Here is a 25,169-nt window from a genome sequence, read left to right as displayed (position 1 = left end):
ACCTTCCCCCGAGGACAGGAGTTTAGGAGGGCCCAATGGCACTGCGCTGGAAAGGCGGTCTGAAGGACCGTGACGTTACCGACGAGGCAATCTGGCTGAACCGCCGCCAACTGCTGGGCGGCTCTGCCGGTCTGGCGCTCGCGGGGCTTGCCGGCGGCGTGCGCGCCGACACCGCGCTGGAGCCCAATAGCTGGGAAGAGATCACCAGCTACAACAACTACTATGAGTTCGGCACCGGCAAGGACGACCCGGCCCGCCACGCCGGCGCGCTGACCATCTCTCCCTGGAGCGTGAAGATCGACGGGCTTGTCGACCGCCCCGGCGAATATGCCTTCGAAGACATCCTTGCGCAGATGACGCTGGAGGAACGCATCTACCGTTTCCGCTGTGTCGAGGCCTGGTCGATGGTGGTGCCCTGGACCGGGTTCGAGCTGGCCGATCTGCTGGATCTGGCGGGGGTGCAATCCTCGGCGAAGTATGTGGCCTTCGAAACCGTGCTCAATCGCGACGAGATGCCGGGCACCGCGTACCGGGTGCTCGACTGGCCCTATGTAGAGGGGCTGCGACTCGACGAGGCGACGCATCCGCTGACCATCATGGCGACCGGCGTCTACGGGCGCGACATCCCCAAGCAGAACGGCGCGCCGCTGCGGCTGGTGGTGCCGTGGAAATACGGCTTCAAGTCGATCAAGTCGGTGGTGCGCATCACGCTCACCGAGGATGAGCCGCCGACGAGCTGGAACAAGGCCAATGCCCGCGAATATGGCTTCTATTCCAATGTGAACCCGGAGGTGGATCACCCGCGCTGGAGCCAGGCCACCGAGCGCCGGATCGGCGGCGGTCTCTTTGCCAAGCGTGAGCCGACGCTGATGTTCAACGGCTATGAGGAGGAGGTGGCGAGCCTCTACGCCGGCATGGATCTGGGCAAGTTCTTCTGATGATCGCCGACAGGATCAACAGGCTGGCGCGGCGGGTGCCGAACTGGACCCTATATATACTGTGTCCGCTCCCGGCGCTCTGGTATCTCTGGCTGGGGCTGACCGGAGGGCTTGGCGTCGAGCCGATCAAGGCGCTGGAGCACGCCCTGGGCGAGCTGGCCTTGCAGCTCCTGATCGCGGTGCTCTGCATCTCGCCGCTGCGCAAACATGCCGGGGTGAACCTGCTGAAGTTCCGCCGCGCGCTCGGGCTCATCGCCTTTCTCTATGTCACGCTGCATCTGCTGGTCTGGCTGCTGCTCGATGTGCAGATCCCGGCGCAGATCTGGGCGGATATCGTCAAACGCCCCTATATCACCGTGGGCATGGCGGCCTTTGTGCTGCTGATCCCGCTGGCGCTGACCTCCAACAACCTGTCGCTGCGGCGGCTGGGCGGCAAGCGCTGGCGGCAGTTGCACAAGCTGACCTATGGCGCGGTGCTGTTGGGCGGGCTGCACTATGTGATGCTGGCGAAGGGCTTTCAGATAGAACCCCTGATCTATCTGGCGGCGATCCTGGGGCTCTTGGCGTTGCGGCTGCCGACGCTCGGCAGCCCGGGGCGAGCGCGTCAGCGCGGCTGAGCGGCGCGCAGGCCCGTCTTTTCGTAGCGTTCTTTCCAAAGTGCACAGGGCTTCAGCGGAATCACGGGACCGATGATGCGCCGCGGAGCAGAAGATGAATCGCCGATTCCGCCGGAATCGGCGATTTTTGCTGTTCGGAGGTGGAAAATCCTGCGCGCTGAGGCCGGCCTTCGGATTTTATCGCACGAGTCGGGAGGGGTGTGACGCGGTTTTCGGGCCGATCTGAGGTCTGACTCGGCCTCGCAAATCGGGGTGCGTCGGGTCTTCTTGGGGATAACCCTGTGAGTAACCCAAAATCTGGTGGCAGAGCGCGGGTGTTCGACGGGCCGACACTGCGAAAACCCGAGATCTTTGAAAAAATATTCTCCATAAGATGCTGTTTTAAAATGATAATCCAAGAAATTAAAAAAAAGATGACGGTTTCTTCAAAAACCGCTTGCGGCTCCCGGCATCAATCCGTAAACACCCCCTCACCGGCGGCGCTGAGGCGCACAACGGGACGCCAGACGGGGCGGCGGCGACGAGGAAACGAGGCGCTGACGCAGACGAGGCGGGGATAACATCGAGAGGCTTGACGGGCGGGCGCGCCGAAGAAGTTAGGGCGCACTGGTCTGGTTTTTGTCTCTCACGCTCTTTGACATCGCAGATATCTGAAGAGATATGCGGGCGGCTCTGGTTCATTCGATGGATCAAACGTCTGTATGTCGCGCTTCTAGGCAAAGTTGCAGCGCTCAAGTAGCGAGGCGATAGCGCCGATTATGAAGTGTCAGCTTCACTGTTTGTACGGCTTTCGGTTTCTGATGAAACCTGAAGCACAACAAACAGATGACTCTTAATGCGGATCCTATCCTAGCCGGGTGGGTCCATGCCGGGGCGCTCAAGTAGCGCAGCGGTAGCGCATTAAGGATGTGCAGAGGTTCGAACGTCAAGGATAGCGACGCAAGTCGCTTTCAACTTGAGAGTTTGATCCTGGCTCAGAACGAACGCTGGCGGCAGGCCTAACACATGCAAGTCGAGCGCCCTCTTCGGAGGGAGCGGCGGACGGGTTAGTAACGCGTGGGAACGTGCCCTTCTCTGCGGAATAGCCACTGGAAACGGTGAGTAATACCGCATACGCCCTTCGGGGGAAAGATTTATCGGAGAAGGATCGGCCCGCGTTAGATTAGGTAGTTGGTGGGGTAATGGCCTACCAAGCCTACGATCTATAGCTGGTTTGAGAGGATGATCAGCAACACTGGGACTGAGACACGGCCCAGACTCCTACGGGAGGCAGCAGTGGGGAATCTTAGACAATGGGCGCAAGCCTGATCTAGCCATGCCGCGTGAGTGATGAAGGCCTTAGGGTCGTAAAGCTCTTTCGCTGGGGAAGATAATGACTGTACCCAGTAAAGAAACCCCGGCTAACTCCGTGCCAGCAGCCGCGGTAATACGGAGGGGGTTAGCGTTGTTCGGAATTACTGGGCGTAAAGCGCGCGTAGGCGGATCAGAAAGTTGGGGGTGAAATCCCGGGGCTCAACCTCGGAACTGCCTCCAAAACTCCTGGTCTTGAGTTCGAGAGAGGTGAGTGGAACTCCGAGTGTAGAGGTGAAATTCGTAGATATTCGGAAGAACACCAGTGGCGAAGGCGGCTCACTGGCTCGATACTGACGCTGAGGTGCGAAAGTGTGGGGAGCAAACAGGATTAGATACCCTGGTAGTCCACACCGTAAACGATGAATGCCAGTCGTCGGGTAGCATGCTATTCGGTGACACACCTAACGGATTAAGCATTCCGCCTGGGGAGTACGGTCGCAAGATTAAAACTCAAAGGAATTGACGGGGGCCCGCACAAGCGGTGGAGCATGTGGTTTAATTCGAAGCAACGCGCAGAACCTTACCAACCCTTGACATCCTCAGCTACATCCAGAGATGGATGGTTCCCTTCGGGGACTGAGTGACAGGTGCTGCATGGCTGTCGTCAGCTCGTGTCGTGAGATGTTCGGTTAAGTCCGGCAACGAGCGCAACCCACATCTTCAGTTGCCAGCAGTTCGGCTGGGCACTCTGGAGAAACTGCCCGTGATAAGCGGGAGGAAGGTGTGGATGACGTCAAGTCCTCATGGCCCTTACGGGTTGGGCTACACACGTGCTACAATGGTGTCTACAGTGGGTTAATCCCCAAAAGACATCTCAGTTCGGATTGTCGTCTGCAACTCGACGGCATGAAGTCGGAATCGCTAGTAATCGCGTAACAGCATGACGCGGTGAATACGTTCCCGGGCCTTGTACACACCGCCCGTCACACCATGGGAGTTGGGTTCACCCGAAGGCCGTGCGCCAACCTTTACAGGGGGCAGCGGACCACGGTGAGCTCAGCGACTGGGGTGAAGTCGTAACAAGGTAGCCGTAGGGGAACCTGCGGCTGGATCACCTCCTTTCTAAGGATGATCCTAGATTGAAGGCTTGCCTTCAACGTGGATCACTTAGCAAGTCTCGGTTAGTCGCCGAGACATACATCACGGACCAGGCCGTCCTCATATCTCTTCAGAACATAAACACGTGTGGGCAGCGGCTCATGCGTCGCGGTTTTGCTCAAGGCAAACTGGCCCTTTCGGCAGATTTTGCTCCGCAAAATCGCCTGCCGGGCAACGCCGATTTTGCGGAGCAAAATCAGCTGGGTCGGTAGCTCAGGTGGTTAGAGCGCACGCCTGATAAGCGTGAGGTCGGAGGTTCAAGTCCTCCTCGACCCACCAGATCCCCTCGGGGGACAAGATGGGGCCTTAGCTCAGCTGGGAGAGCGCCTGATTTGCATTCAGGAGGTCAGGAGTTCGATCCTCCTAGGCTCCACCACTTTCCGATTAGATCGATAAGCGCTTTCGAGTGTTTATCCGTCCAATCGGACATCGTCGAACTCGTTCGACGGTTTTAACATCGTATAGAGAGATACAAATCAACATTGCTTGGTTCTCCGGAGTAACGGAAGAACCTCTGCAGGTCTCCGCAAGGAGAGGTGGTTGACGGTCTAGCCGACCGGAAAACCATATCCCTGCCGAAACGAGCAATCGTTGTCCAAGTCAAGTACACTAACCCGGTTCGACGCAAGTCGAACCAAGTCCACGCTCAGGCGTGGGCGGGAAAGTATGCTTTTGATCCGGTATCAAAGCCATTGCACGAACCAGCGCAGTGGCGCGACACGCGAAAGCCTGTCTTTTACTGGATCAAATCAAGCGCGAGAAGGGCGTTTGGTGGATGCCTTGGCAGTAAGAGGCGATGAAGGACGTGATACTCTGCGATAAGCCATGAGGAGCTGAGAATAAGCTTTGATCCATGGATTTCCGAATGGGGCAACCCACCTGAAAGTTCATTATTGTTGCTTCGGCAATCAATAATGTTCTTAAACAGGTACTTTTAACCTGAATACATAGGGTTTTAAGAGCAAACCCGGGGAACTGAAACATCTAAGTACCCGGAGGAAAGGACATCAATAGAGACTCCCCTAGTAGCGGCGAGCGAACGGGGACCAGCCGAACTCTGAGAGTGACTGGAATGGTCTGGAAAGGCCAACCACAGCGGGTGACAGTCCCGTACAGGAAGCTCGATGAGACGTATCAAGTAGGGCGGGACACGTGAAATCCTGTCTGAAGATCGGAGGACCACCTCCGAAGGCTAAGTACTCCTTACTGACCGATAGCGAACCAGTACCGTGAGGGAAAGGTGAAAAGCACCCCGACGAGGGGAGTGAAACAGTACCTGAAACCGAGCGCCTACAATCAGTCGGAGCTTGACTGGACTCTAATGACAATCTGAGCCATGCAGTCGCCAGTGAAAAACTGGAGGCAAACATGGCAGACGGAACCTTTGCAGCGCTGATGCTCATCGCGGGTCTGACCGATATGGGCATGAACCACTGCGGAGACGGGGCAGGCTGCCTCGCACCGGGAGACACGCAGCCGCGTGTCGCATTCTCGGCCGGTTCCGTGATCGAACGCAGGGCCGACAGCGGCGCGGAGATCTATCTCCGCTACGATCTCGGCACCACGCTGGGGCCGTTCGGCCAGGCCATCGGCCTGAGCTACGGCGACGAAAGCGGTTCCTGGATCGGCTACGGCTGGACCTGGGGCACGTCTTTCGGCAACAGCCCGTTCTACACAGAACTGCACGCGATGCCGGGGCTTTACGCCGCCGGTGACGACTTCGACCTCGGCGGACCGATCGAGTTCCGCTCCGGGATCGAGTTCGGCTACGAGGCCCGAAACGGCTGGCGTTACGCTCTCGGTTACGACCATCGGTCGAATGCCGGGATCTACGACGACAACCCGGGGATCGAGACGGTGCAGTTCAAGGTGAGCGTGCCGCTGCGGTAAGTGCCGCGGTCGGAACGACGCACCAAAACGGCCTCAAGTAGCCGATAGGCGGTAGGCCAAACATAAAAACGATGACACTCCGACACGGAGTGTCGGGTTGTCATCAGTGTCCAGTCTTGTGACGGCGTACCTTTTGTATAATGGGTCATCGACTTGGTCTATCTAGCAAGCTTAAGCCGGTAGGTGTAGGCGCAGCGAAAGCGAGTCTTAATAGGGCGTCGAGTTAGATGGATCAGACCCGAAACCGAGTGATCTAGGCATGACCAGGATGAAGGTAAGGTAACACTTACTGGAGGTCCGAACCCACACCTGTTGAAAAAGGTCGGGATGAGTTGTGCCTAGGGGTGAAAGGCCAATCAAACTCGGAGATAGCTGGTTCTCCGCGAAATCTATTTAGGTAGAGCGTCATCCGAATACCCCGGGGGGTAGAGCACTGGATGGGTAATGGGGCCCCACAGGCTTACTGATCCTAACCAAACTCCGAATACCCGGGAGTACTAGATGGCAGACACACAGCGGATGCTAACGTCCGTTGTGGAGAGGGAAACAACCCTGACCTACAGCTAAGGCCCCCAATTCATGGCTAAGTGGGAAAGCAGGTGGGACGACCAAAACAACCAGGAGGTTGGCTTAGAAGCAGCCATCCTTTAAAGATAGCGTAACAGCTCACTGGTCTAATCAAGTTGTCCTGCGGCGAAGATGTAACGGGGCTCAAGCCATGAGCCGAAGCTTAGGATGCCGTAAGGCATGGTAGCGGAGCGTAGTGTGACATAGCACTTGTCTTTATTATCGCCCTTCGGTCGTTGAGCACGTGTGCTCAAGTAGCCGATAGGCGGTAGCACAAGACAAAGTGCTTTCTGTGAAGCCGGGCTGTAAGGCATCCGGTGGAGAGATCACTAGCGAGAATGATGACATGAGTAGCGACAAGGAGTGTGAGAGACACTCCCGCCGAAAGTCCAAGGGTTCCTGCTTAAAGCTAATCTGAGCAGGGTAAGCCGGCCCCTAAGGCGAGGCCGAAAGGCGTAGTCGATGGGAACCAGGTTAATATTCCTGGGCCAGGAGATGGTGACGGATTGCGAAGATTGTTCGACCTTATCGGATTGGTCGGGCCGTTCAGCAGTCCCTGGAAATAGCCCTCCATGAGACCGTACCCTAAACCGACACAGGTGGACTGGTAGAGAATACCAAGGCGCTTGAGAGAACGATGTTGAAGGAACTCGGCAAAATACCTCCGTAAGTTCGCGAGAAGGAGGCCCAGTTTCTAGGCAACTAGTGGCTGGGGGCACAAACCAGGGGGTGGCGACTGTTTACTAAAAACACAGGGCTCTGCGAAGTCGCAAGACGACGTATAGGGTCTGACGCCTGCCCGGTGCCTGAAGGTTAAAAGGAGGAGTGAGAGCTCTGAATTGAAGCCCGGGTAAACGGCGGCCGTAACTATAACGGTCCTAAGGTAGCGAAATTCCTTGTCGGGTAAGTTCCGACCTGCACGAATGGCGTAACGACTTCCCCGCTGTCTCCAACATCGACTCAGCGAAATTGAATTGCCTGTCAAGATGCAGGCTTCCCGCGGTTAGACGGAAAGACCCCGTGCACCTTTACTACAGCTTCGCACTGGCATCAGGATTGTGATGTGCAGGATAGGTGGTAGGCTTCGAAGCAGGGACGCCAGTCTCTGTGGAGCCGAAAGATGAGATACCACCCTTCGCACTCTTGATGTCTAACCGCGGTCCCTCATCGGGATCCGGGACCCTGCGTGGCGGGTAGTTTGACTGGGGCGGTCGCCTCCTAAAGCGTAACGGAGGCGCGCGAAGGTTGGCTCAGAGCGGTCGGAAATCGCTCGTTGAGTGCAATGGCAGAAGCCAGCCTGACTGCAAGACTGACAAGTCGAGCAGAGTCGAAAGACGGCCATAGTGATCCGGTGGTCCCAAGTGGGAGGGCCATCGCTCAACGGATAAAAGGTACGCCGGGGATAACAGGCTGATACTGCCCAAGAGTCCATATCGACGGCAGTGTTTGGCACCTCGATGTCGGCTCATCTCATCCTGGGGCTGGAGCAGGTCCCAAGGGTACGGCTGTTCGCCGTTTAAAGAGGTACGTGAGCTGGGTTTAGAACGTCGTGAGACAGTTCGGTCCCTATCTGCCGTGGGTGTAGGATACTTGAGAGGAGTTGCCCCTAGTACGAGAGGACCGGGGTGAACGATCCACTGGTGGACCAGTTGTCGTGCCAACGGCAGTGCTGGGTAGCTATGATCGGACAGGATAACCGCTGAAGGCATCTAAGCGGGAAGCCCCCCTCAAAACAAGGTATCCCTGAGGGCCGTGGTAGACCACCACGTCGATAGGCCGGAGATGTAAGCATGGTAACATGTTCAGTTGACCGGTACTAATGGCCCGATAGGCTTGATTTGATCCAGTAACAGACAGGCTCACACCTATCTGAAAACTGGTCAGAAGCATACACACCAATAAAGTGTGACTTGGACAACGTGATTTGATCGCTGCGCCTGAAATGGATAGGTGCGGGAACGCGTTATCGTCTGCGACGAAACGCTGCCTCCCGCAAATACCAAATCGCGTAGCGATTTGGTATTTCCTCGGTTTGGTGGTCATAGCGCGAGCAAAACACCCGGTCCCATTCCGAACCCGGCCGTTAAGTGCCGTTGCGCCAATGGTACTGCGACTCAAGTCGTGGGAGAGTAGGTCACCGCCAAACCTAGTAAATACCAAATGTCTCTCTAATCGATGAAAACGAGAACCCAACAAAAGCGCCCATAGGGCGCTTTTTGCGTGTTTTATCTCTTCATATCATACGCTCGAATCCGTCGCCGCATCGAAGGGGAGACTTCCAGATATTTATAGGAGCGTTCGAGGCTGCGGTTCATCCACCTGACGACATCTCTATAAACGGTGTAAAAATGAACGGGTGTGAGCGTGTGTCGCTTTGGCTGGCAATCCAGAAAAAAGCTTAGAAGCCCATATGCCGGTGCGACCGTTTCGCATCTTATCTCGTAGCATATGACTTTCCCCATATGCCGTCCGGGCCCGATATCGGTGTTGATTGCGCGAACCCTGAAGGAAAATTCCGCGAGTTGCTCGCTTCTGTATAATGCCAAGGCATTTTCAATGGCCATTTGTTCGCCATTGTTCTGCTTCGTGCCTGCGACAACATTCCCCGGTCCGTTCCCCCCGCCAAGCCCATGTGAGATCAGATGGCACCAATGCCAGGTCGCGCCATGAACCAGCGGATAGTTGCGCGGTGGATCTTCGAGAAACTTCGCATATTCACCAGCGGAGAATGTACTCGAAGCCGGATTAAGCGTCTGCATCGCGCCTTTCATGCCTTGATTGGGGACGCGGTCGCTCTTGTTCCGACCTGGAGGCAATGCATGCCAGCCTGCAGAACCGATGCCACGATGCGGCAATGCCCAGGTCGCATCGAAATTGCTTTGGAGCTCGCTCAGATGCGCGACGGAATTGCTGAACCTCAGACTTTCTTTGCGGTTAACATGTCCGAACTGGACCATATTGTGCGTTGGAACGAGCTTTTTCGTCAAAACCTTCCCGGAAAGTTTGCCATGTTTCGAAATCCGATACTCATAGCATTTTCCATTTTCACTCCGGACGAAATAAACCTGTCCGACAGCCCTCTGGTAAAAAGCTGCATGCTGTTCGGGTTTCGGCCCCCGCATTGGCTGATTTAGGCCTTGGTCGTGCTGATCGGCTCGACCGCACTCGCCAGCAGATCCATCAACCGTGCCATGCCTTCCGTCGGCGGCTGCTGACTGGCATGAACTGTGATGTCGTATTTCGCCGACTTGTCCGTCGAGCGCGTATTCTCGCGCTGGGTCGCCACCTTGCCGCTGACCTCGAGGCTGCCGCTGTAGAACAGCCCGTTTGCCTCGGCTTTCGCATTCACATTGGTTTCCGTGTCCTGGTTTTCCTTAGACCCGGTCACCGAATTGATTTCCATGGTGAAATTAATATCCACCGACTCGATCAGCAGGGACGGGATCGGCACCAGCCCCAGCACCGGCGGCGCCACCGTGACCTTGTGGGTCGAAATCGACCCGTCCGCTTCGGTCACCGGGCGCTCCAGCTCCAGCGGCAGGGTCATCACCGTCTTGTTGCCGGCATTGCCTGTGGCGCCTTCCTTGCCATAGGCCAGCATATTGATGAAATTGATCATCTCGTGGCCCAGCTGCTTCTGCGCCTTGATCGCGGCGGCCAGCGGCGCACCGATGAGATATTCCAAGGGAACCCCGCTCAGCTCGTTGCCGATTTCGGTGCCGCCGCCTCCGCCCGAGCCATTGCCGTCGCCATTGGTTGCAGGTGCCTTCGCCATGGGTGTCCCCCTTATGATGATGATCTTAAATAATCGAGCAGTTGTTCCTGAATGAGTTCGACGCCTTCCGGCGGGTTGGTCATCTTGAAGGTGACCTTCACCTTGGCGGGCGATGCGCTGGATTCAAAGCTGTCGCCCTTGGTCATCACGGTGATTTCGCTGGCGGTATCGAAGAGATCGTCGATCGTGCGGCGGATGACCGTGAAGGTGTCCTCCTCCTCCGCTTCGGCCTGTTCAGGCTCTTCCGGCTTGTCCTCTGTGTTCTCTTCCGGCGCCTCTTTTTCGGTGTCGTCCTCGCGCGGCTTGATTTCGAAACTGGCAAGTTTTGCTTCGAACTCGATCTCCAGCGTGTCGATATTCAACGTCGACATGGGCACAAGCGTGATCGCCGGGGCCTCGATGATGTCATAGCGTTCGTCTGCCCCGACACCCCGGCTGGTCGCCATCGCCAGCAACCGGGGCACATAGACTTCGACCTCCTCTCCCGTGGCGGGATCCTTGACGATCTTTGTCTCGAAATAGGACTGGAAGAGCTGGAGATGCTGGAGGTTCACGAAGCGCCGTGCTTCGAGCACAGAGGCGTAAATCCCTTCCAGCAAGGTCTGAAGCGAATGGCTCAACGCAATCTCCGTAAAAATTTCAAGAAGTTTAAGCACGCAAAACGTGCATCTCCAAGCCATGATTGCGCCGCGCAGAAGAAATGCCGTTGAGCAGGCGTCAGCGAAAGGGGGCGGGCCGATCCGATCACGCTGCGTGCCATGTGGCCGACCGCGCTGTGATGCAGGCGACAGAGGGGGCGTAAGCCTCCGGTAATAAAAGATTAATCTGCCCTTCCGTCGGGCAGGAAAGTTTGGCGTTATCGCTTTCTGGCGCTAATTTTCTGTCGATTTTAAATAACGGTTACAAAGGTCGCTTCACCCCCTTGCAACCCGCCGCAAAGCTGGATAGTTACCCCGCATTGGCGCGGGGTGGAGCAGCCCGGTAGCTCGTCAGGCTCATAACCTGAAGGTCGTAGGTTCAAATCCTACCCCCGCAACCAACGATACTTGCGAAACCTCCGTTGACACCGTCGCGGGGGTTTTTGCATTCATACCCCCATTCCGCAGTGATCGTCTGTTGCGCCCTCCCGCAACCAACGATCCCTGCGATAGCAGGTTGTCAAAAGCCTCGGTCTCCGAAAGGAAGTCGGGGTTTTTCTTTCCTGCAGCAAAGCGCAGGATGGCACCCAGATCTCCACGCAGCACAATGGCAAGTTCGCCGTCCTCCGGGATAAGGGTCACTTGATCCACAAGGGAACGAAACACCTCGGCAGCTTGTGCTCGCTCTTCTTCGCGCTGGAGATTCTCATAGAGCTGGCCGATCCGATCCTGGTAGATCTGCGCCATGTTCGGGTGCAGCAAGGGCGGAGGCTCGTCGGCATTGGCCAAGAGTTCGGTTAGTTCGGCTTTGCGCGTCTCAAGCTTCTCGGCCTTGTCCTTCAGCTTGGCTGGCGGAAATCCCTGCAAAATGGCATCTACCATTTTGTCCAGCTCCCTATCAGTGCGCTCCAGCTCACTCTTCCATACTTCCAGATCAGCTCCGCGTTCCATGCGAAGGCGGTTTACCTCCTTTGTGAACTCGGCACAGAATTCCTTGAACAGTTCAGGTTCCATCAGATGCTTCCTGAGGCCGTTCAGAATCGAAGCCTCCAGTGCATCGCGTCGGATGTTCACTCGGTTGTCACAAGTGCCCTTGTTGCGGGCCGTTGAGCACCCCATGAGGTCTTTCGAGATCATCGAGTATCCCCCTCCGCAGCAGCCGCACTTTATAAGCCCCCCGAAAAGGTGCTTTGGGCGACGCCGGTTGTTCATAGGGTTTGAACTCTTCTCGGATTTGTCAAAGGCAAGGCTGGCTTGCCGCGCCTTCACGGCATCCCATAGGGACTGGTCAATGAATGCGAGCTCCGGCACCTCCTGAACGACCCATTCGCTCTCCGGGTTGGGGCGCGAGACGCGCTTGCCGGTATCCGGATCCTTCATGTAGCGCAGGCGATTCCAGACCAGCTTGCCGATATAGAGCTCATTGTTCAGGATGCCTGTGCCACGCTTGGGGTTTCCGTGGATTGTGGAGGGCCCCCATTCTTTGCCTTGCGGCCCAGGGACGCCCTCACGATTCAGCGTCATGGCAATGGTGCGGGAGGACTTGCCTTCAAGATAATCCTTGAAGATGCGCTGGATGATGCCTGCCTCGGCGGTGTTGATCTCCCGGTGACCGCGCTCGTCCGGATCGGCGGTGCGTACGACGTTATATCCGTAGCAGAGACCGCCTCCGGATTTTCCGCTCTCAACCCGGCCGCGCAGGCCACGGCGAGTCTTGTCGGCGAGATCCTTGAGGAACAGCGCGTTCATTGTACCCTTAAGGCCGACATGCAGATGCGTGACCTCGCCTTCGGAAAGGGTAACGAGCTTCACATCAGCATAGGACATGCGCTTGAAGATGCCGGCGATATCTTCTTGGTCCCGGGAGAGTCGGTCCATCGCCTCTGCGAGGATCACGTTGAAGCGGCCGTGTGCGGCATCGGAGATTAGGGCCTGAATGCCTGGTCGGAGCAGTGAGGCGCCCGAGATTGCATGGTCCGAGTATTCCTCGACGATCTGCCAGCCCTGCTTCTCGGCGTAGAGCCGACACATCCGGAACTGATCTGCAATCGAGGCATCGCGCTGATTGTCGGACGAATAGCGAGCGTAGAGCGCAACCTTCATACGGCGGCCTCCTTACTTGGGGAGGCGGTCCTGTTCATGATGGGCCGTCTCGGCGCTGACAAAGTCGCGGGCGGCCTGACGGGCCAAGAGGCGGACCAGATCGCGGAGGCGGGCATCCGGCTCGGCGCCCGAGAGACACGCGGCGTCGGTGTCCGCAGCTTCGACGGAGAGATGCAGTGTCTCCGCTTTGGTTTGTCGCTGTCGTGCCAAGAGGTCGCCATCCGTTTCTCGCGCGTTGAGGTGCGCAAGACAAAGAATGACATTTCGAAGTGATTGCTCAAGGAAAAATAGTATGTAAAAACAGCGTGTTGTCGGCGTTTCTGGCGCATTACGTCGTGCCGGATCGTAGAAACGGATATAGCCTCGTCGTGAATAACGGCGGGCAAAATCTCTATTGTCTGTTTGATCGCGATGTACATCTAACCCATGCTGCCTTGACGTCGGACCCTGTGGCACATTCCGGGCTCGCGTCCAACTTGGCGTGACTGCTTGCTCTTCGGCACGGCAGTTGAAAAGCCAGTGTTTCTTGGTATATATATCCTGATATAGCATGGAGATCGGCGATGAGCAACGCTGCACAGAAACGAGCGATCAAGAATTACCGCGCGCGCCTGACACAGCGCGGCTTCAAACGTTTCGAAGTCATGGCTCTCGAAACCGACCGCGAACTGATCCGCTCGCTTGCTCGCCGTTTGGCCGAAGAGGGGCCAGAAGCGGAAGAGGCGCGCGCCGCGGTGAAGGCTGTCGTGGCGGATGAGCCGCCGAAGTCCGGTAGTATTCTGTCCGCCTTGCGCCGTTCGCCCCTGGTTGGAGCCGAAGTCGAGTTCTCGCGCTCGCGCGATGAAGGGCGAAGGGTCGATCTGTGAGCCGTTACCTTCTAGACACCAACATCATCAGCAATATCGTCAAGCCGAAGCCATCTGAACCTCTAATGAAATGGATGGAAGCTCAGCGGGATGAGGACCTCTTCATCGCATCGCTGACCATAGCCGAAATCCGACGCGGCATTCTGGAAAAACCACGTGGCAAGAAGCGCGATGCACTTGATGCTTGGTTTTCAGGGCCGGAAGGCCCGCAGGAATTGTTCATGGACCGAATCTTGGACTTTGACGACAAGGCTGCCTTGATATGGGCACGACTTATGGCGGATGGGACGTCTACGGGTCGTCCGCGGAGCACGTTGGATGTGATTATCGCCGCCGTCGCGGGAGCCAACGATTGCGTGGTGGTAACAGAAAACGAAAAAGATTTCTCCGATATCCAGTTCATCAACCCGTTACGCGGTACTGACTGATGTGCTGCCGGAACGATGAATGCGCGGGAGGCCGACATGGCTGAAACACAGATTGAATGGACAGATGCCACGTGGAATCCGGTAGCGGGGTGTTCGATCGTTACAGCCGGCTGCACCCATTGTTATGCGATGGAAATGGCCAAGCGGCTCGAAGCGATGGGTGTCCAGAAATATGCAGGACTAACTCGCAAGACGGGTCGGAGGACCGTTTGGAATGGAGTCGTGCGTGAGGATCGGCAGGCACTGACGATTCCCCACAGATGGCGCAAGCCCCGAAAGATCTTCGTTAACTCGATGAGTGACCTCTTCCATGACCAGGTGACTGATGAATTCATATTGGACGTTTGGCAAGTCATGCGTGAAACGCCACGCCATAACTACCAGATTCTGACCAAGCGTCCCGAGCGTATGGCAGAGCTGGTCAGCGACCGCATCGGAGAGGTCCTGCCCAACGTTTGGCTTGGTACGAGCATCGAAAACGCTGAAGTCGTTGATCGCATCGATGACCTCCGCCGGTCACCTGCAGCGATCCGCTTCATTTCTTTTGAGCCGCTGATTGGTGCCGTTGGCGCAATTGATCTTCAGGATATTCACTGGGCGATTGTGGGCGGCGAAAGCGGAAAGTCCGCCCGTCCAATTCGCGAAGAATGGATTGATGAAATACATGCCCAATGCCTTACGGCAGGGACGGCATTTTTCTTCAAACAGTGGGGAACTTGGGGCAAGGACAACAAGAAGCGCTCGAAGAAGGCCAACGGGCGAGAATATCGTGGACGCACCTGGGACGAAATGCCTGCCGCCCCGCAAGCGGTTGTGTAAGAGTTTAGAGATAGGCGGGGAGGCAACATGGTCGAAAAAAGATACGAATGGGCAGATGGTGCGAAGCTCGAAGAGCATTCGCGGCGCAAACACAAGATTCTTCGTGAGTACGTCTTTGATTATCTTACCGTTCGCTGCAAATTACCCCAACAGGAACGTTTCAGGCTTGCAATAGTCGATGGTTTTGCTGGTGGGGGGCGTTACCAGTGCGGAACGCCCGGGTCCCCGCTGATTTTCATTGAAGAACTCAGGCGCGCGACTGAAGCGGTCAACACACAGCGGGTGGCGCAAGGTTTGGGCGCTATTGAGGTCGAGTGTCTTCTCATTTTTAATGATGCCAGCCGGGATGCGATCGAACTATTGAAGACCCATGTCGCGCCACTGCAGGCAGATATCGCGGAAACATGCCCGAAGCTGCATCTTCGCGTGGAGTACCTGAATGAGTTCTTCGAGAAAGCTTACCCGAAAACCAGGGCGTTGCTGGAGCAGGGCCGTTATCGAAGCGTATTGTTCAACTTAGACCAGTGCGGGGATAGCCACGTCGAGCGTGACACGATCGTCGACATCATGCGGACCTATCCAGCGGCTGAGATCTTCTACACGTTCATGATCAGTTCTCTGTTGGCCTTTTTGAAAAAGGACCAACCAGATCAACTCACTGCCCGACTGGACTATCTTGGGCTCAAGACCGCCGATATTGGTGAACTGAACGGGGTCATGAGCAAGAATGACTGGCTCGGCACGGCTGAAAAAATCGTTTTTGACGTCTTCCGGAGATGCGCTCCCTATGTAAGCCCGTTCTCGATTAATAACCCTGGTGGCTGGCGGTATTGGCTCATTCACTTCGCCAACGCTTGCCGTGCGCGGCAGGTCTACAACAACATCCTGCATGACAATGCAACGATGCAGGCACATTTCGGTCGGTCCGGCCTCAACATGCTGTCTTATGATCCGCGGCATGACGAAGGCATGCTCTATCTGTTCGACAGTGATGCCCGGGCGTCCGCGAAGAGCCAACTCCTGGGAGATATTCCGCGTCTTGTGACTGAGACTGGTGATGCGATGCCCGTCATGGATTTCTACGAGAGCATCTACAACGTCACACCCGCTCACGCCGATGACATTCATACGGCGATTATCGAGAACCCGGATCTTGAAGTCATTACACCTGCAGGCGGTGAGCGACGGAAAGCAAACACGATTGGGATCAATGACGTCATCAAGGTGAAGACACAGCGCAGCTTCTTCCCGATGTTCTTCGATGCCGGTGCGGACGGAAAGCGTCGCAAAAGATGAGCGCCAGCGAAGGCCAAGATCCTGAATGGCGTGAATTCGAGCGTCTGGTTGCGCGAATAGAGGCTGATGCAGACCCCGGAAATGTGACTGTTACCTCTCCTGATCGTATCAGATGCAAGATTACAGGTCAGCTGCGAGAGGTCGATGCAAGTATCCGTACGCGGATTGGCTCCGCCGGAGTCCTTTTGACGATCGAGTGTCGGCGAAGGACTGCAATTCAGGATGTCACCTGGATCGAGCAACTGGCCGCAAAGAAAAAGGCGATTGGTGCAGATCGTACAATCGCGGTTAGTGCGTCAGGCTTTACCGACAGTGCCCAGAAGGTCGCCGAGCAAAGTGGTGTTTCTCTTCGAAAGCTCTCGGAAATCGGGATTGAGGATGTCAATTCATTGCTGCAGGTAGACTTCGTGCTCTTCTGGCACAAAGCGTGCGCCATCACACGAGTCGGTATTCGAAAATTTCACTCGCTCGATTGGAAGATGCCAGAGCCGTCGGATGTTGACTGTACGCTACCCGAGGACACGGACCCTTTCGCATCCATCTTTCGTAACGAGGAGACCGGCGCGGCCTGGTCTTTGAACGATCTTTGGCTCCAGCTTCAGGAGGCAACTGATCCGTTTGAAGGCATAGAAAGGGCCCAGTCACCCGTTTTCCGAACGGTGTGCTTTCCCTATCCCGGCGAGGTGACCGTCACGACTCCCGACGGACCCGTTCGGTTGGGAGACGTGATACTCACCGTTGCTCTCTGGGTAGAGGCAGAACACATTCCTTTCGATGAGGCCAACAGGGTCGAGTATTCATCCGGCGATATCGATGCCATCCAGCGCGTAGAATTTTCTTCGCAGCGGCGGATGGGAAAGAATCAGCGCATCTCCTTGCAGCTGCCTAAGCACTCTGAAAGTATTAGTGACCTAAGAGCAGGATATTTTCAGCCTTCCAACGAAAAATAGCGGAAATTATCTCGTAGGTTCTCCTCTACGTGTTGGCCCGTGGCCAGCGCAGTTTCCCACGGCCGACGCGCAACGCTTCCACCAACCTAGTATTGCCCGGCAGCCGCCCCGAGAACAGGCTGGGCTTCGGATCAAGTGCCGATTTCTTGAATGCCGCCACCCGCTGATAGTCAGGCGTCGCCATCCAGGTCCGCCCATCTCCATCGTCTGTGACAATCCGATAGAGGCCGGCAGGTGGGGCGGTCGCGGTGTCGAGCAGGCGCTTGTAGTGTTCGACCGACCATTTCTGAATGCCGCCACTCAGGGCCTCCGTTCGGAACCGCGCCCATAGCGCTGCCGTGTCGGGGGTCGGCCAATCACCAGCATCGGTGTAAGCTGTGATCTCGTCGGATTCGAGCCAGGCCCTCATCTCCGCGGGCGTGACGAAGGCTGGCTCGGCATCCTCGATTGCCGCCATGGCTGCGCGCCGTGATGGAAGGCCCGCGCGGATCAGCATCGACATCATGAATTGTGGAACGCCGGTTTCGACCGCTGCTGCGGCGCCCCCCACCACTGTTTCTGGAGACCAGCCGAGGGACATGCGGCGGGTACGAACAGCTTCCAAGGCCCAGACCAAACGATAGGTGAAGGCCTCTTCGACAGCCCGCATATTCTGAGGCCCAATATTGGCGACATCGTCGCCAGACACCCAACGGCGCAGGATGTCCTTCCAATTGCCCGGTAGCGCGTTCGTCTTGTCGGGAATGAAAGGCCGCATGAACAACAAGCGTTCCCCGAGACCACAGAGGGCGTCGACAAGTTCGTCGACATCGCCACTCAGCGCAGCAGCGTCGGCTTGATCGAGGAGATCGGCCAATTCGTCTGCCATGGCATCAATGGCGAGCCCAGCCTCGAGCCCGACACCCATCGCGAAATGTCCACGCCGCGCATCCGTTGTAGTGGACTTCCATATGAGTTCAGCGCGCGCCTCGAACACCTTCTTGTGCAATGGCGCGATGTCCTCGTCCTCTCGGGCTATCTGGCGGGCCCAGAGCGACCCTTTGAGCGCCTCGTCCAAGAGCGTTGGCAGATCCGCCCGGTCGGCGTCCAGCGCTTCGATCAATCCGAAAACAGTCGCATCGAGGCGTTCAACGATTTGCGAAAGCGGTTCCTCGTCGATGGTCTCCCCCTCGTCATCACCGCCTTCATCTTCACCGCCATCTGCGTCATATTCCGCGCCGGCTGCCAAGCGCTCGGCGACTGCGGCTTCCTCCGCTGGCGATCTCCAGGCTTCGCGGGCGTTGGCGAGATATTCCCATGCGTCATCGCGCTCCAGAACGCCTTCACGAGCCAGGCGCTCAAGGATCTCTGCGACGATTTGGATGAGGCCGCTCTTCAGTGTGCGGGCCTTGGCGGAGGCAACCAACTCACGCCACTCTCTTTCTCGCCATCTGATCTTGTCGAACATCACGTGAACGATGAGGCCTTCGACGTCCACGAAAGCGCGGCCGGCTCGCCCGGCGACATTTGCGAACTCCTCGCCTTTGATCTTCTCGCCTCTGCGGACCAGATACGGCACCAGCATAACTGCAGCGTTGAGATTGAGGCCTTGGGAGAGCGTCGGCGATGCAACGATGACCTTCAAGACGCCCTCGGACAGCAGCGTTTCCAATTCGCGCAGGAATGGGCTCGGAAGCCGACCGTGATGGATCGCGACGCCTACCTTCAGACTGGCAACGGCGGGGTGGTCTTCTCCCAACCACTCCTTGCCGACCTCAAGAGCGCGGGCAATCGGTGCCTCATCCTCCAGCAGTGAGCCCAAATATCCACGCTTGCAGAGGTCCACGACTTGTTTGCCGAAGCCTTCGACCCAATTGGCTTGGGTTGAAAAGATCAGCGTCCTCTTTCCTTGGCCGGCGAACTCCCATGCAGCGAACAAGGTGAGATGCGACGTCTTGCGTGGGTAGGGTAATTTTTCTTTGCCTCTAGCCGGTTTCTGCACGACAAATTTATCGATGAACGGACCATTGCGATTCAGATCGAGGCGAAGCAATGCGTCTTGGCCCCGCCAAGTGAGCGTGCCAAATCGTTGTCGGGTCGGACGCCAGTCTGAGAGCACCGGCGCGCCGGGTTCGTCGGAGCGTATCCATGCCGTAAGATCGTCTAGCTCTTCGCCGCTGGGCAGGATGGCGGACAGACAGACAATCCTACGGCTCTCCGCGTCCGTGCGCCGAAGCAGGCGTTGGACCAGCGTCTCATAACGGATTTCACGCTCGCTCGGACCAATCATGTGGCCTTCGTCGAGGACGATGAGACCGACATCGTCTATCAGAGATGGGTCGCTTCGCAGTGCGAAGTCGAGCTTCTCAGGTGTCGCGATGATGATTTCGCGAGTGCGCAATGCGTCTTCATCGCCTGCCGAAAGGCCGCTGGCACCGTAAAGTGAGGAGACGCTGAAGCCGAGAGGCGCGAAGGTTTTTCTGAAGGATCGCTCGGTTTGTGCGGACAGCGCGCGCAGCGGCGTGACAATCAGTACCCGGCGCGCCGACGAAAGGGTCATCAACGCTGCAATCTCGGCCACTCGCGTTTTACCTGCGCTGGTTGGTAAGGCGACAACCAGATCGTCCGTGACGTCGGTGGAGCGCCGGGCTGCTTCGCGCTGCGATGGCCACAACTCCACCTCGGAAGTTTTGCGAGCATAGAGCGATGAGATGAATAGCCTGCGCAGGTCCGGGTATTTTTCCTCCGTTCCTTCCGGTGGCTCGGTCGGCAGATTTTCGTGCAGGGAATGCTGCCACAGGTCATCGATAAGGTGACGACATAGGTTCGAGATCCACCACAGGGGGACATTCTCCGCATTGTCTGCAAGACTGACCGCGACGTCGAGCAATGCCCTTGCTGTCTCGATCGGCTCGGTTTCGCCCGTCTCAAGCGCGAAATCAAAATACGCCAGCGCCCGGCAGATCGTCGTGTTGAGGATGGTCGACAGAGCTTCATCGACATCGGGCTCTTCACCCCGCAGAACCTCCGCGATCTGCTCATCGTTGTGATCGTCGTTGTCCAGCCAATCGCGAACGAAGCCGCGCAATTGGCCGAGATCGCGCAGGATCAGATGTTGGATCGCTGTTTCGCCGGGTGAGGTGTTGAGGTCGCCCGCGGTCTCGTTGAAGAGCGAATAGGCAACGGCTGAAAATCCGGCGAGATGATAGGCTGCGGTAGCGATGGTGCGGCGGAAGCCTCGATCATGCGATTCCGGATCACCATTGCGAACAAGAGCTTCGAAGGCATTGGCGGAGCGCTCGAACGCCTTGCTGGTCAGGTCCGAGGTGCCGGCCTGAGCACGAAGCGCCATTGCGCCCCGAAGCAAAGCAAAGCCGTGTTCCGCAAGATCCGTTTCGATCGTCGCGCCGAGCGGCGGCGCATTCGGCGGCAGTACACCGTTTTCGCGCATCAGCGACCATGCCGCGCCGCGATATAGCAGGCGTCCGAGGATGCCATCGACGGTCGCATCCGTCAGGAAAGTTGTCAGCTCGTCAATCGTCTCCAAGATCTTCCGCCTCCTGGTACATGGCCGCGATGAAGTCCTGGTGGTCTTTGACGTGTATGTTCACGACATAATGGTCTCGATTGGTGCCGGTCGCCTCGAGATCCTGTTTCAACGAAGCGTGTGGACCGTTGCCCGATATAGTGAAAAGCATGTGATCGATGCGATCCGCCCGGAGAGACTTCAGGCCCACCTCGTCGCGAAGGCTGCGGCCCAGTGCGTTGTCGTCCGGGTCGTTGCTTTCCAGCAGGCGGTTTGCAACGAACAGCAGCGAGTCCGGCGTACACCGACCGCTATCGCGGTTGAGCACCTTGCGTGCGCTCGTGACCGTGGCCTTACCGAGCACCTTGTTGCTTTTGGCTTCGCCTTTCAGGAGCCAGAGCTTCTCGCCTTTACTGTCATACCCGGCACCGATGAAATCATCTCCGCGCATGGCCATGTTGCGCCCGTCCTTGTAGCGGAGACGACGCACAGGGACACGCAGGCCAATCTCCTCCTCGACGAGCTCAGTCGCGAGAATTTCGCCGAGATCGCCCGAACGACCCTTGGACGTCTGAGGCATCGCCTCGCTGAGGATCTCGGCGGCGACCTTGTATCCGAGCCGGTCCACGTCCTCCGCAATGCGTTCCAGTCGGTCGTAATGCGAACGGATCGTTTCAGCCAAGTCCCCCTGGATTTCATCGCGGCCACCATGCTTCTCGACATAGGTCCAGTAGTACTTGCGTTTGTCTTTTTCTCTCGTGGCGTCGCACCACCTCTCATACAGGCTCACGGAGGCCTCCCACGATCATTGCATCGCGAAGGTTGATCAGTCGGCAATCTTTGCACATCCGCTCAACTCCACAGACAGGACAATGGCGCCGCAGCCAGTCGGTCACCAAATGGCACAATATCCGTGCTGTCATACAGCACGGTGCCAAAAGCAAAGCGGTCTCCGCAGGCTTCGGCCAAGGCGCGCAGCCCAGCGAAATCGCCGGACTTGACCGTGGCGCTCGCTTTCACCTCGATGCCGGCGATCATGCCGTCGTCACGCTCCAGCACGATGTCGACCTCGCGCATGTCGCGATCGCGGAAGTGATAGGGTGTCAGTCGCAGGTCCGAGGCTGTCGTCAGCTTGAGCACTTCCGAGAACACGAAGCTTTCCAGCAGGGCGCCGAACGTCCCGCGATCCGCCTTCACCCTGTCGAAGGTCAGGCCCCGCGTGCTCGCCAGCAGGCCGGAATCGAGGAAATGTAGCTTCGGTGTCTTGACGATGCGCTTCAGCGCGTTGGTGAACCAGGGCTGCAGCGTCGCGATCAGAAAGACCTGTTCGAGCAGCCCGACGTAGCGCTGTCCCGTCTTGTGGCTGACATTGATGCTGGCTCCGAATTGCGAATAGTTGACCAATTGGCTGGAATGCTCGGCCAGCAACCGCACGAATTTCGGGAGCTCGGTCAGCTTCTCGACCTCTGCGATGTCCCTGAGATCGCGGGTGAGAACCGAGGTGAGATAGGATCGCGCCCAGTCCTGCCGGCGCCGCTCGCTCTCACGGGCGATCGCCTCGGGAAAGCCGCCGAGCAGGACGGAGTGGACGAGATCGTCGCCAACGATCGCTTTGCTTGGCTTTTGCAGCTTTCCCCCGAAGAGACGCTCCAGAAAGGTCGGCGTCCTGCCCTCGATCTCGGCCCGTGCCAGCGGCAGCATCTCGAGCGTTTCCATGCGGCCGGCGAGACTATCGGCGACCCGTGGCAAGGTCAGCACATTGGCTGAGCCCGTGAGGAGAAATCGGCCCGGACGATAGTCCTCGTCAACCGTCTTCTTGATCGCCAGCAGCAGGTCGGGCGCGCGTTGAATCTCGTCGATGATGGCCCGATCCAGTCCCCGGATGAACCCGGCCGGATCGGACCGCGCAGCCTCCAGCACGGTCTGGTCGTCCAGCGTGATATAGGTGCGGCCGGCTTCCCCCATCTTCTTGACGAGCGTGGTTTTGCCAGCCCGCCGTGGCCCTACAATGAGAACCACGGGCGTATCCGAAAGGGCTTCCTCCGCCCTGCGCTCTATAAACCGCTTGAACATCCCGTCCTCTAGTCTCCGACATTTGGAACTATCTGCCTCGGCTGATTGGGAGTCAATGGGTCGCTAATTGGAACCAAGAAGGTCGCGATCTGGAAGGGGATGGGAGGGGAAAGTCTTCCCCCTGGTCGGCACTGGCGTTACCGACACACCCCCATCAGCGGGGAGACCCCGCAACGCCCCCTGAGAGTGAAAGTGCGGGCGGGTTTTCCGTGACGGGTTGAGAGCTGGAGGAGAGGCCTCCGGCGCCCGTCGCGGAGATCATCCCGATGACCAGTGAGCATCACGCGGCCCGCAAAAGCGGCCCGCGCACCAACTTTTATGACGACATCACCGACAAGATCATCGCCGAGCTGGAGGACGGCCGGCTGCCCTGGGTCCAGCCCTGGGGGACGGCGGCGGTGCAGGCGCCGCTCGCCATGCCGCGCAACGCCAGCACGGGTCGGCAATATTCCGGGATCAATGTCCTGATCCTCTGGGGCGCCGTGATCCAGCAGGGCTATCCAACCCAGCACTGGCTGACGTTTCGACAGGCACTGTCACTCGGAGGCAATGTCCGCAAGGGTGAGCGCGGGACGACAGTCGTCTATGCCGACCGGTTCACGCCGGAGGACGAGAAACGGCGGGCGCAGGAAACTGGCGAAGAACCCGGCAGCATCCCTTTCCTCAAGCGCTTCACCGTGTTCAATGCCGCGCAATGCGAGGGGCTGCCTGATGACATCGCGGTCGAGGCGCCGCCACCGCCGCCCGGCATGATCGAACCGCGGGTCGAAGCATTGATTGAAGCGACCGGCATCGATTTCCGGATCGGCGGGAACCGTGCCTATTACGTTCCCGCGCTGGACTACGTGCAGGTGCCGCCGCCGCAGGCTTATTTCGAGCCGATCAATTGGCACCGGACTGCCCTGCACGAGATGGGGCACGCAACGGGCCATACCTCACGGTTGGGGCGGGACTTCTCGGGCGGTTTCGGTACGAAGAAATACGCCTTCGAGGAGCTGATCGCCGAGATTTCGAGCGCGTTCTGTTGCGCCTCGCTCGGGATCGTCCCGACTGTGCGCCACGCCGATTACATCGGCTCCTGGCTGGAGGTGATGCGCGAGGATTCCCGCGCGATCGTCCGCGCCGCCTCGCAGGCCAGCAAGGCGGCCGACTGGCTGCTGGCCCATCTGCCCGACGACAGCACCGATGTTGAGCGGCAGACCCCGACGGAAGGGAGGGCCGCGGCATGATCCTCCTGACCGACACACAGCGTGACCGTTTGCTGGCGAATGGCCGCGATCGCGATCAGGATCACATTCCGGTCGTGAAGTTCTTCAATCCCTTCGGCGCCGGTGTCTGGCTCGCGACCGAGCTCGACGAGGACTGCGACATCATGTTTGGCCTGGCCGATATTGGCTACCCCGAACTTGGCTCATGGAGCCTCAACGAACTGCGCTCCATTCGGCTGCCCTTCGGCATGGGTATCGAGCGGGATCTGCTGTTCACGGGGGATTTCCCGATCTCGGTCTGGGCCGAGGCCGCCCGCGAGGCCAGCAGCATTCGCGATGCTGAGCGGCTGCTTTATCGCTCGGGCCGTCTGCCAGGCGGGACACGTCCCGATGCGGAGCCCCGGCGTTCCTGAGATCCACGCTCTTCAGCTTCGGCGCCGCTCTCTTCGCTGGAAGAGGGCGGCGCTTCTCCTCGTGACGCGGTGAAAGTTCGGCGCCCGGCCGGCTGCCCGTCGGAGAACAGCACCATGACACGAAGCACGAGAACATCCGCCATCGAAGCACAGCCGCTCCGGTTCTCCGCCCAGGAGCAGGCCGTAGTCTACGAGGCCCGGCAGCTCCTGCTGCGCCACCTCAATCAGAACCCTGTCCTGACGTCCTGGCAGGCGGTGCTCGACTATTGCGCGCTCACCATCAGGGGCGAAGTGGAGCGCTTCCATGTCCTTTATCTCGACCAGAGGAACCGGCTGATCTCCGACGAGTGCCTCGCCATCGGCACGGTCGATCATGTCCCGGTCTACCCCCGGGAGGTGCTGCGGCGCTGCCTGGCGCTCAATGCCTCGGCGCTGATCATCGTGCACAATCATCCGGCCGGTGATCCCGAGCCCTCGGCCGCCGACCTCGCAATGACGAAAGAAATCGGGAACGCCTGTGCGTCTCTGGGGGTAGTGCTGCACGACCACATCATCACCGGGGCTGGCCGGGAGACCAGTCTGCGCGCCCGCGGCGACCTCTGATGAGGCCGCGCGTCCATCCGCGGCTCGGC

18 protein-coding genes, 3 tRNA genes and 3 rRNA genes are annotated in these 25,169 nt (G+C 58.1%); 17 read left to right on the top strand and 7 right to left on the bottom strand.

Features of this window, described 5'->3' with window-relative positions; genetic code table 11:
• Window positions 1-35 precede the first annotated feature (35 nt).
• From msrP to rrf, 7 genes are all read left to right on the top strand, one after another.
• Entirely contained in the window at window positions 36-938 is a 903-nt protein-coding gene (gene msrP / locus Ga0080574_RS10175) for a protein-methionine-sulfoxide reductase catalytic subunit MsrP (RefSeq protein WP_076698220.1), read from the top strand.
• Window positions 938-1,555 (top strand): protein-methionine-sulfoxide reductase heme-binding subunit MsrQ, encoded by a 618-nt coding sequence (msrQ, locus tag Ga0080574_RS10170; RefSeq protein ID WP_076698217.1) that lies wholly within the window; start codon window positions 938-940, stop codon window positions 1,553-1,555. Before msrP ends, msrQ begins: the two co-directional genes overlap by 1 nt.
• Before the next feature lie 951 nt (window positions 1,556-2,506).
• Window positions 2,507-3,970, top strand: a 16S ribosomal RNA gene (locus tag Ga0080574_RS10165).
• A 238-nt stretch (window positions 3,971-4,208) separates the two neighbouring features.
• Window positions 4,209-4,285: transfer RNA gene (locus Ga0080574_RS10160), tRNA-Ile, on the top strand.
• 21 nt (window positions 4,286-4,306) lie between these two features.
• Window positions 4,307-4,382 (top strand) — tRNA-Ala (locus Ga0080574_RS10155).
• A 371-nt stretch (window positions 4,383-4,753) separates the two neighbouring features.
• A 23S ribosomal RNA gene (locus Ga0080574_RS10150) occupies window positions 4,754-8,304 on the top strand.
• A 190-nt stretch (window positions 8,305-8,494) separates the two neighbouring features.
• A 5S ribosomal RNA gene (gene rrf, locus Ga0080574_RS10145) occupies window positions 8,495-8,609 on the top strand.
• The 16S, 23S and 5S rRNA genes sit together here with 2 tRNA genes alongside, the layout of an rRNA operon.
• Window positions 8,610-8,688: 79 nt before the next feature.
• Here rrf and Ga0080574_RS25870 read toward each other — a convergent pair.
• Genes Ga0080574_RS25870 through Ga0080574_RS10130 form a run of 3 tightly spaced genes read right to left on the bottom strand, consistent with a single transcriptional unit; the run spans window position 8,689 to window position 10,858 of the window.
• Complete coding sequence (locus Ga0080574_RS25870; protein WP_156876343.1) at window positions 8,689-9,585, bottom strand: hypothetical protein; 897 nt, start codon at window positions 9,583-9,585, stop codon at window positions 8,689-8,691.
• 8 nt (window positions 9,586-9,593) lie between these two features.
• Window positions 9,594-10,238 (bottom strand): DUF2589 domain-containing protein, encoded by a 645-nt coding sequence (locus Ga0080574_RS10135; RefSeq protein WP_083716812.1) that lies wholly within the window; start codon window positions 10,236-10,238, stop codon window positions 9,594-9,596.
• 11 nt (window positions 10,239-10,249) lie between these two features.
• A complete protein-coding gene (locus tag Ga0080574_RS10130) occupies window positions 10,250-10,858 on the bottom strand; it encodes a DUF2589 domain-containing protein (RefSeq protein WP_076698211.1) in 609 nt (202 codons plus the stop codon).
• Window positions 10,859-11,200: 342 nt separating this feature from the next.
• On the opposite strand from Ga0080574_RS10130, the gene Ga0080574_RS10125 reads away from it, so the two are divergent.
• Window positions 11,201-11,277 (top strand) — tRNA-Met (locus tag Ga0080574_RS10125).
• On the opposite strand, the gene Ga0080574_RS26935 is transcribed toward Ga0080574_RS10125, so the two are convergent.
• On the bottom strand, window positions 11,234-12,925 hold the full coding sequence (locus Ga0080574_RS26935) for a recombinase family protein (protein ID WP_237219387.1): 1,692 nt from the start codon (window positions 12,923-12,925) through the stop codon (window positions 11,234-11,236). The two genes, Ga0080574_RS10125 and Ga0080574_RS26935, sit on opposite strands and share 44 nt — an antisense overlap.
• Here Ga0080574_RS26935 and Ga0080574_RS26455 point away from each other — a divergent pair.
• The 6 genes from Ga0080574_RS26455 (at window position 12,848) to Ga0080574_RS10090 (ending at window position 17,338) form a co-directional block, all read left to right on the top strand.
• The gene (locus Ga0080574_RS26455; RefSeq protein WP_237219347.1) at window positions 12,848-13,252 is read left to right on the top strand and encodes a hypothetical protein; all 405 of its coding nucleotides are present in this window, start codon (window positions 12,848-12,850) and stop codon (window positions 13,250-13,252) included. The genes Ga0080574_RS26935 and Ga0080574_RS26455 overlap by 78 nt on opposite strands.
• Window positions 13,253-13,542: 290 nt before the next feature.
• Window positions 13,543-13,845 (top strand): hypothetical protein, encoded by a 303-nt coding sequence (locus tag Ga0080574_RS10110; RefSeq protein ID WP_076698206.1) that lies wholly within the window; start codon window positions 13,543-13,545, stop codon window positions 13,843-13,845.
• On the top strand, window positions 13,842-14,273 hold the full coding sequence (locus Ga0080574_RS10105; RefSeq protein ID WP_076698203.1) for a PIN domain-containing protein: 432 nt from the start codon (window positions 13,842-13,844) through the stop codon (window positions 14,271-14,273). Before Ga0080574_RS10110 ends, Ga0080574_RS10105 begins: the two co-directional genes overlap by 4 nt.
• A 36-nt stretch (window positions 14,274-14,309) precedes the next feature.
• Entirely contained in the window at window positions 14,310-15,092 is a 783-nt protein-coding gene (locus Ga0080574_RS10100; protein ID WP_009573744.1) for a DUF5131 family protein, read from the top strand.
• 27 nt (window positions 15,093-15,119) lie between these two features.
• Window positions 15,120-16,388: a three-Cys-motif partner protein TcmP gene (locus tag Ga0080574_RS10095; RefSeq protein ID WP_076698200.1), complete on the top strand. Its 1,269-nt coding sequence runs from the start codon at window positions 15,120-15,122 to the stop codon at window positions 16,386-16,388.
• Window positions 16,385-17,338 (top strand): restriction endonuclease, encoded by a 954-nt coding sequence (locus Ga0080574_RS10090; RefSeq protein ID WP_076698197.1) that lies wholly within the window; start codon window positions 16,385-16,387, stop codon window positions 17,336-17,338. Before Ga0080574_RS10095 ends, Ga0080574_RS10090 begins: the two co-directional genes overlap by 4 nt.
• Before the next feature lie 25 nt (window positions 17,339-17,363).
• Here Ga0080574_RS10090 and Ga0080574_RS10085 read toward each other — a convergent pair whose 3' ends face one another.
• The 3 genes from Ga0080574_RS10085 to Ga0080574_RS10075 form a co-directional block, all read right to left on the bottom strand.
• On the bottom strand, window positions 17,364-20,864 hold the full coding sequence (locus Ga0080574_RS10085; protein ID WP_076698194.1) for a DEAD/DEAH box helicase: 3,501 nt from the start codon (window positions 20,862-20,864) through the stop codon (window positions 17,364-17,366).
• Window positions 20,851-21,633, bottom strand: a complete 783-nt coding sequence (locus tag Ga0080574_RS10080) for a HamA C-terminal domain-containing protein (protein ID WP_076698191.1) — start codon at window positions 21,631-21,633, stop codon at window positions 20,851-20,853. Before Ga0080574_RS10080 ends, Ga0080574_RS10085 begins: the two co-directional genes overlap by 14 nt.
• 62 nt (window positions 21,634-21,695) lie before the next feature.
• Window positions 21,696-22,916, bottom strand: coding sequence for an ATP-binding protein (locus Ga0080574_RS10075; RefSeq protein ID WP_076698189.1), 1,221 nt, complete (start codon window positions 22,914-22,916; stop codon window positions 21,696-21,698).
• Window positions 22,917-23,182: 266 nt separating this feature from the next.
• On the opposite strand from Ga0080574_RS10075, the gene Ga0080574_RS10070 reads away from it, so the two are divergent.
• The 3 genes from Ga0080574_RS10070 (at window position 23,183) to Ga0080574_RS10060 (ending at window position 25,140) form a co-directional block, all read left to right on the top strand.
• Window positions 23,183-24,145 carry an ArdC family protein gene (locus Ga0080574_RS10070; RefSeq protein WP_076698186.1) on the top strand — a complete coding sequence of 321 codons (963 nt, stop codon included), beginning with the start codon at window positions 23,183-23,185 and terminating at the stop codon, window positions 24,143-24,145.
• On the top strand, window positions 24,142-24,537 hold the full coding sequence (locus Ga0080574_RS10065; protein WP_076698183.1) for a DUF2958 domain-containing protein: 396 nt from the start codon (window positions 24,142-24,144) through the stop codon (window positions 24,535-24,537). Before Ga0080574_RS10070 ends, Ga0080574_RS10065 begins: the two co-directional genes overlap by 4 nt.
• 114 nt (window positions 24,538-24,651) lie before the next feature.
• The gene (locus tag Ga0080574_RS10060) at window positions 24,652-25,140 is read left to right on the top strand and encodes a JAB domain-containing protein (RefSeq protein WP_076698180.1); all 489 of its coding nucleotides are present in this window, start codon (window positions 24,652-24,654) and stop codon (window positions 25,138-25,140) included.
• The last annotated feature ends 29 nt before the right edge of the window (window positions 25,141-25,169 follow it).

Source organism: Salipiger abyssi, assembly GCF_001975705.1.
Taxonomy (GTDB): domain Bacteria; phylum Pseudomonadota; class Alphaproteobacteria; order Rhodobacterales; family Rhodobacteraceae; genus Salipiger; species Salipiger abyssi.
The sequence above is the reverse complement of the archived record's forward strand: the minus strand, read 5'-3'. Positions and strand labels throughout refer to the sequence as shown.

Coding starts and splice junctions, on each gene's coding strand:
- Ga0080574_RS10100 (WP_009573744.1), top strand. CDS start 14,310: ATGGCTGAAACACAGATTGAATGGACAGATGCCACGTGGAATCCGGTA.
- msrQ (WP_076698217.1), top strand. CDS start 938: ATGATCGCCGACAGGATCAACAGGCTGGCGCGGCGGGTGCCGAACTGG.
- msrP (WP_076698220.1), top strand. CDS start 36: ATGGCACTGCGCTGGAAAGGCGGTCTGAAGGACCGTGACGTTACCGAC.
- Ga0080574_RS10135 (WP_083716812.1), bottom strand. CDS start 10,238: ATGGCGAAGGCACCTGCAACCAATGGCGACGGCAATGGCTCGGGCGGA.
- Ga0080574_RS10095 (WP_076698200.1), top strand. CDS start 15,120: ATGGTCGAAAAAAGATACGAATGGGCAGATGGTGCGAAGCTCGAAGAG.
- Ga0080574_RS26455 (WP_237219347.1), top strand. CDS start 12,848: ATGGTCCGAGTATTCCTCGACGATCTGCCAGCCCTGCTTCTCGGCGTA.
- Ga0080574_RS10070 (WP_076698186.1), top strand. CDS start 23,183: ATGACCAGTGAGCATCACGCGGCCCGCAAAAGCGGCCCGCGCACCAAC.
- Ga0080574_RS10110 (WP_076698206.1), top strand. CDS start 13,543: ATGAGCAACGCTGCACAGAAACGAGCGATCAAGAATTACCGCGCGCGC.
- Ga0080574_RS10075 (WP_076698189.1), bottom strand. CDS start 22,916: ATGTTCAAGCGGTTTATAGAGCGCAGGGCGGAGGAAGCCCTTTCGGAT.
- Ga0080574_RS25870 (WP_156876343.1), bottom strand. CDS start 9,585: ATGCGGGGGCCGAAACCCGAACAGCATGCAGCTTTTTACCAGAGGGCT.
- Ga0080574_RS10060 (WP_076698180.1), top strand. CDS start 24,652: ATGACACGAAGCACGAGAACATCCGCCATCGAAGCACAGCCGCTCCGG.
- Ga0080574_RS10090 (WP_076698197.1), top strand. CDS start 16,385: ATGAGCGCCAGCGAAGGCCAAGATCCTGAATGGCGTGAATTCGAGCGT.
- Ga0080574_RS10065 (WP_076698183.1), top strand. CDS start 24,142: ATGATCCTCCTGACCGACACACAGCGTGACCGTTTGCTGGCGAATGGC.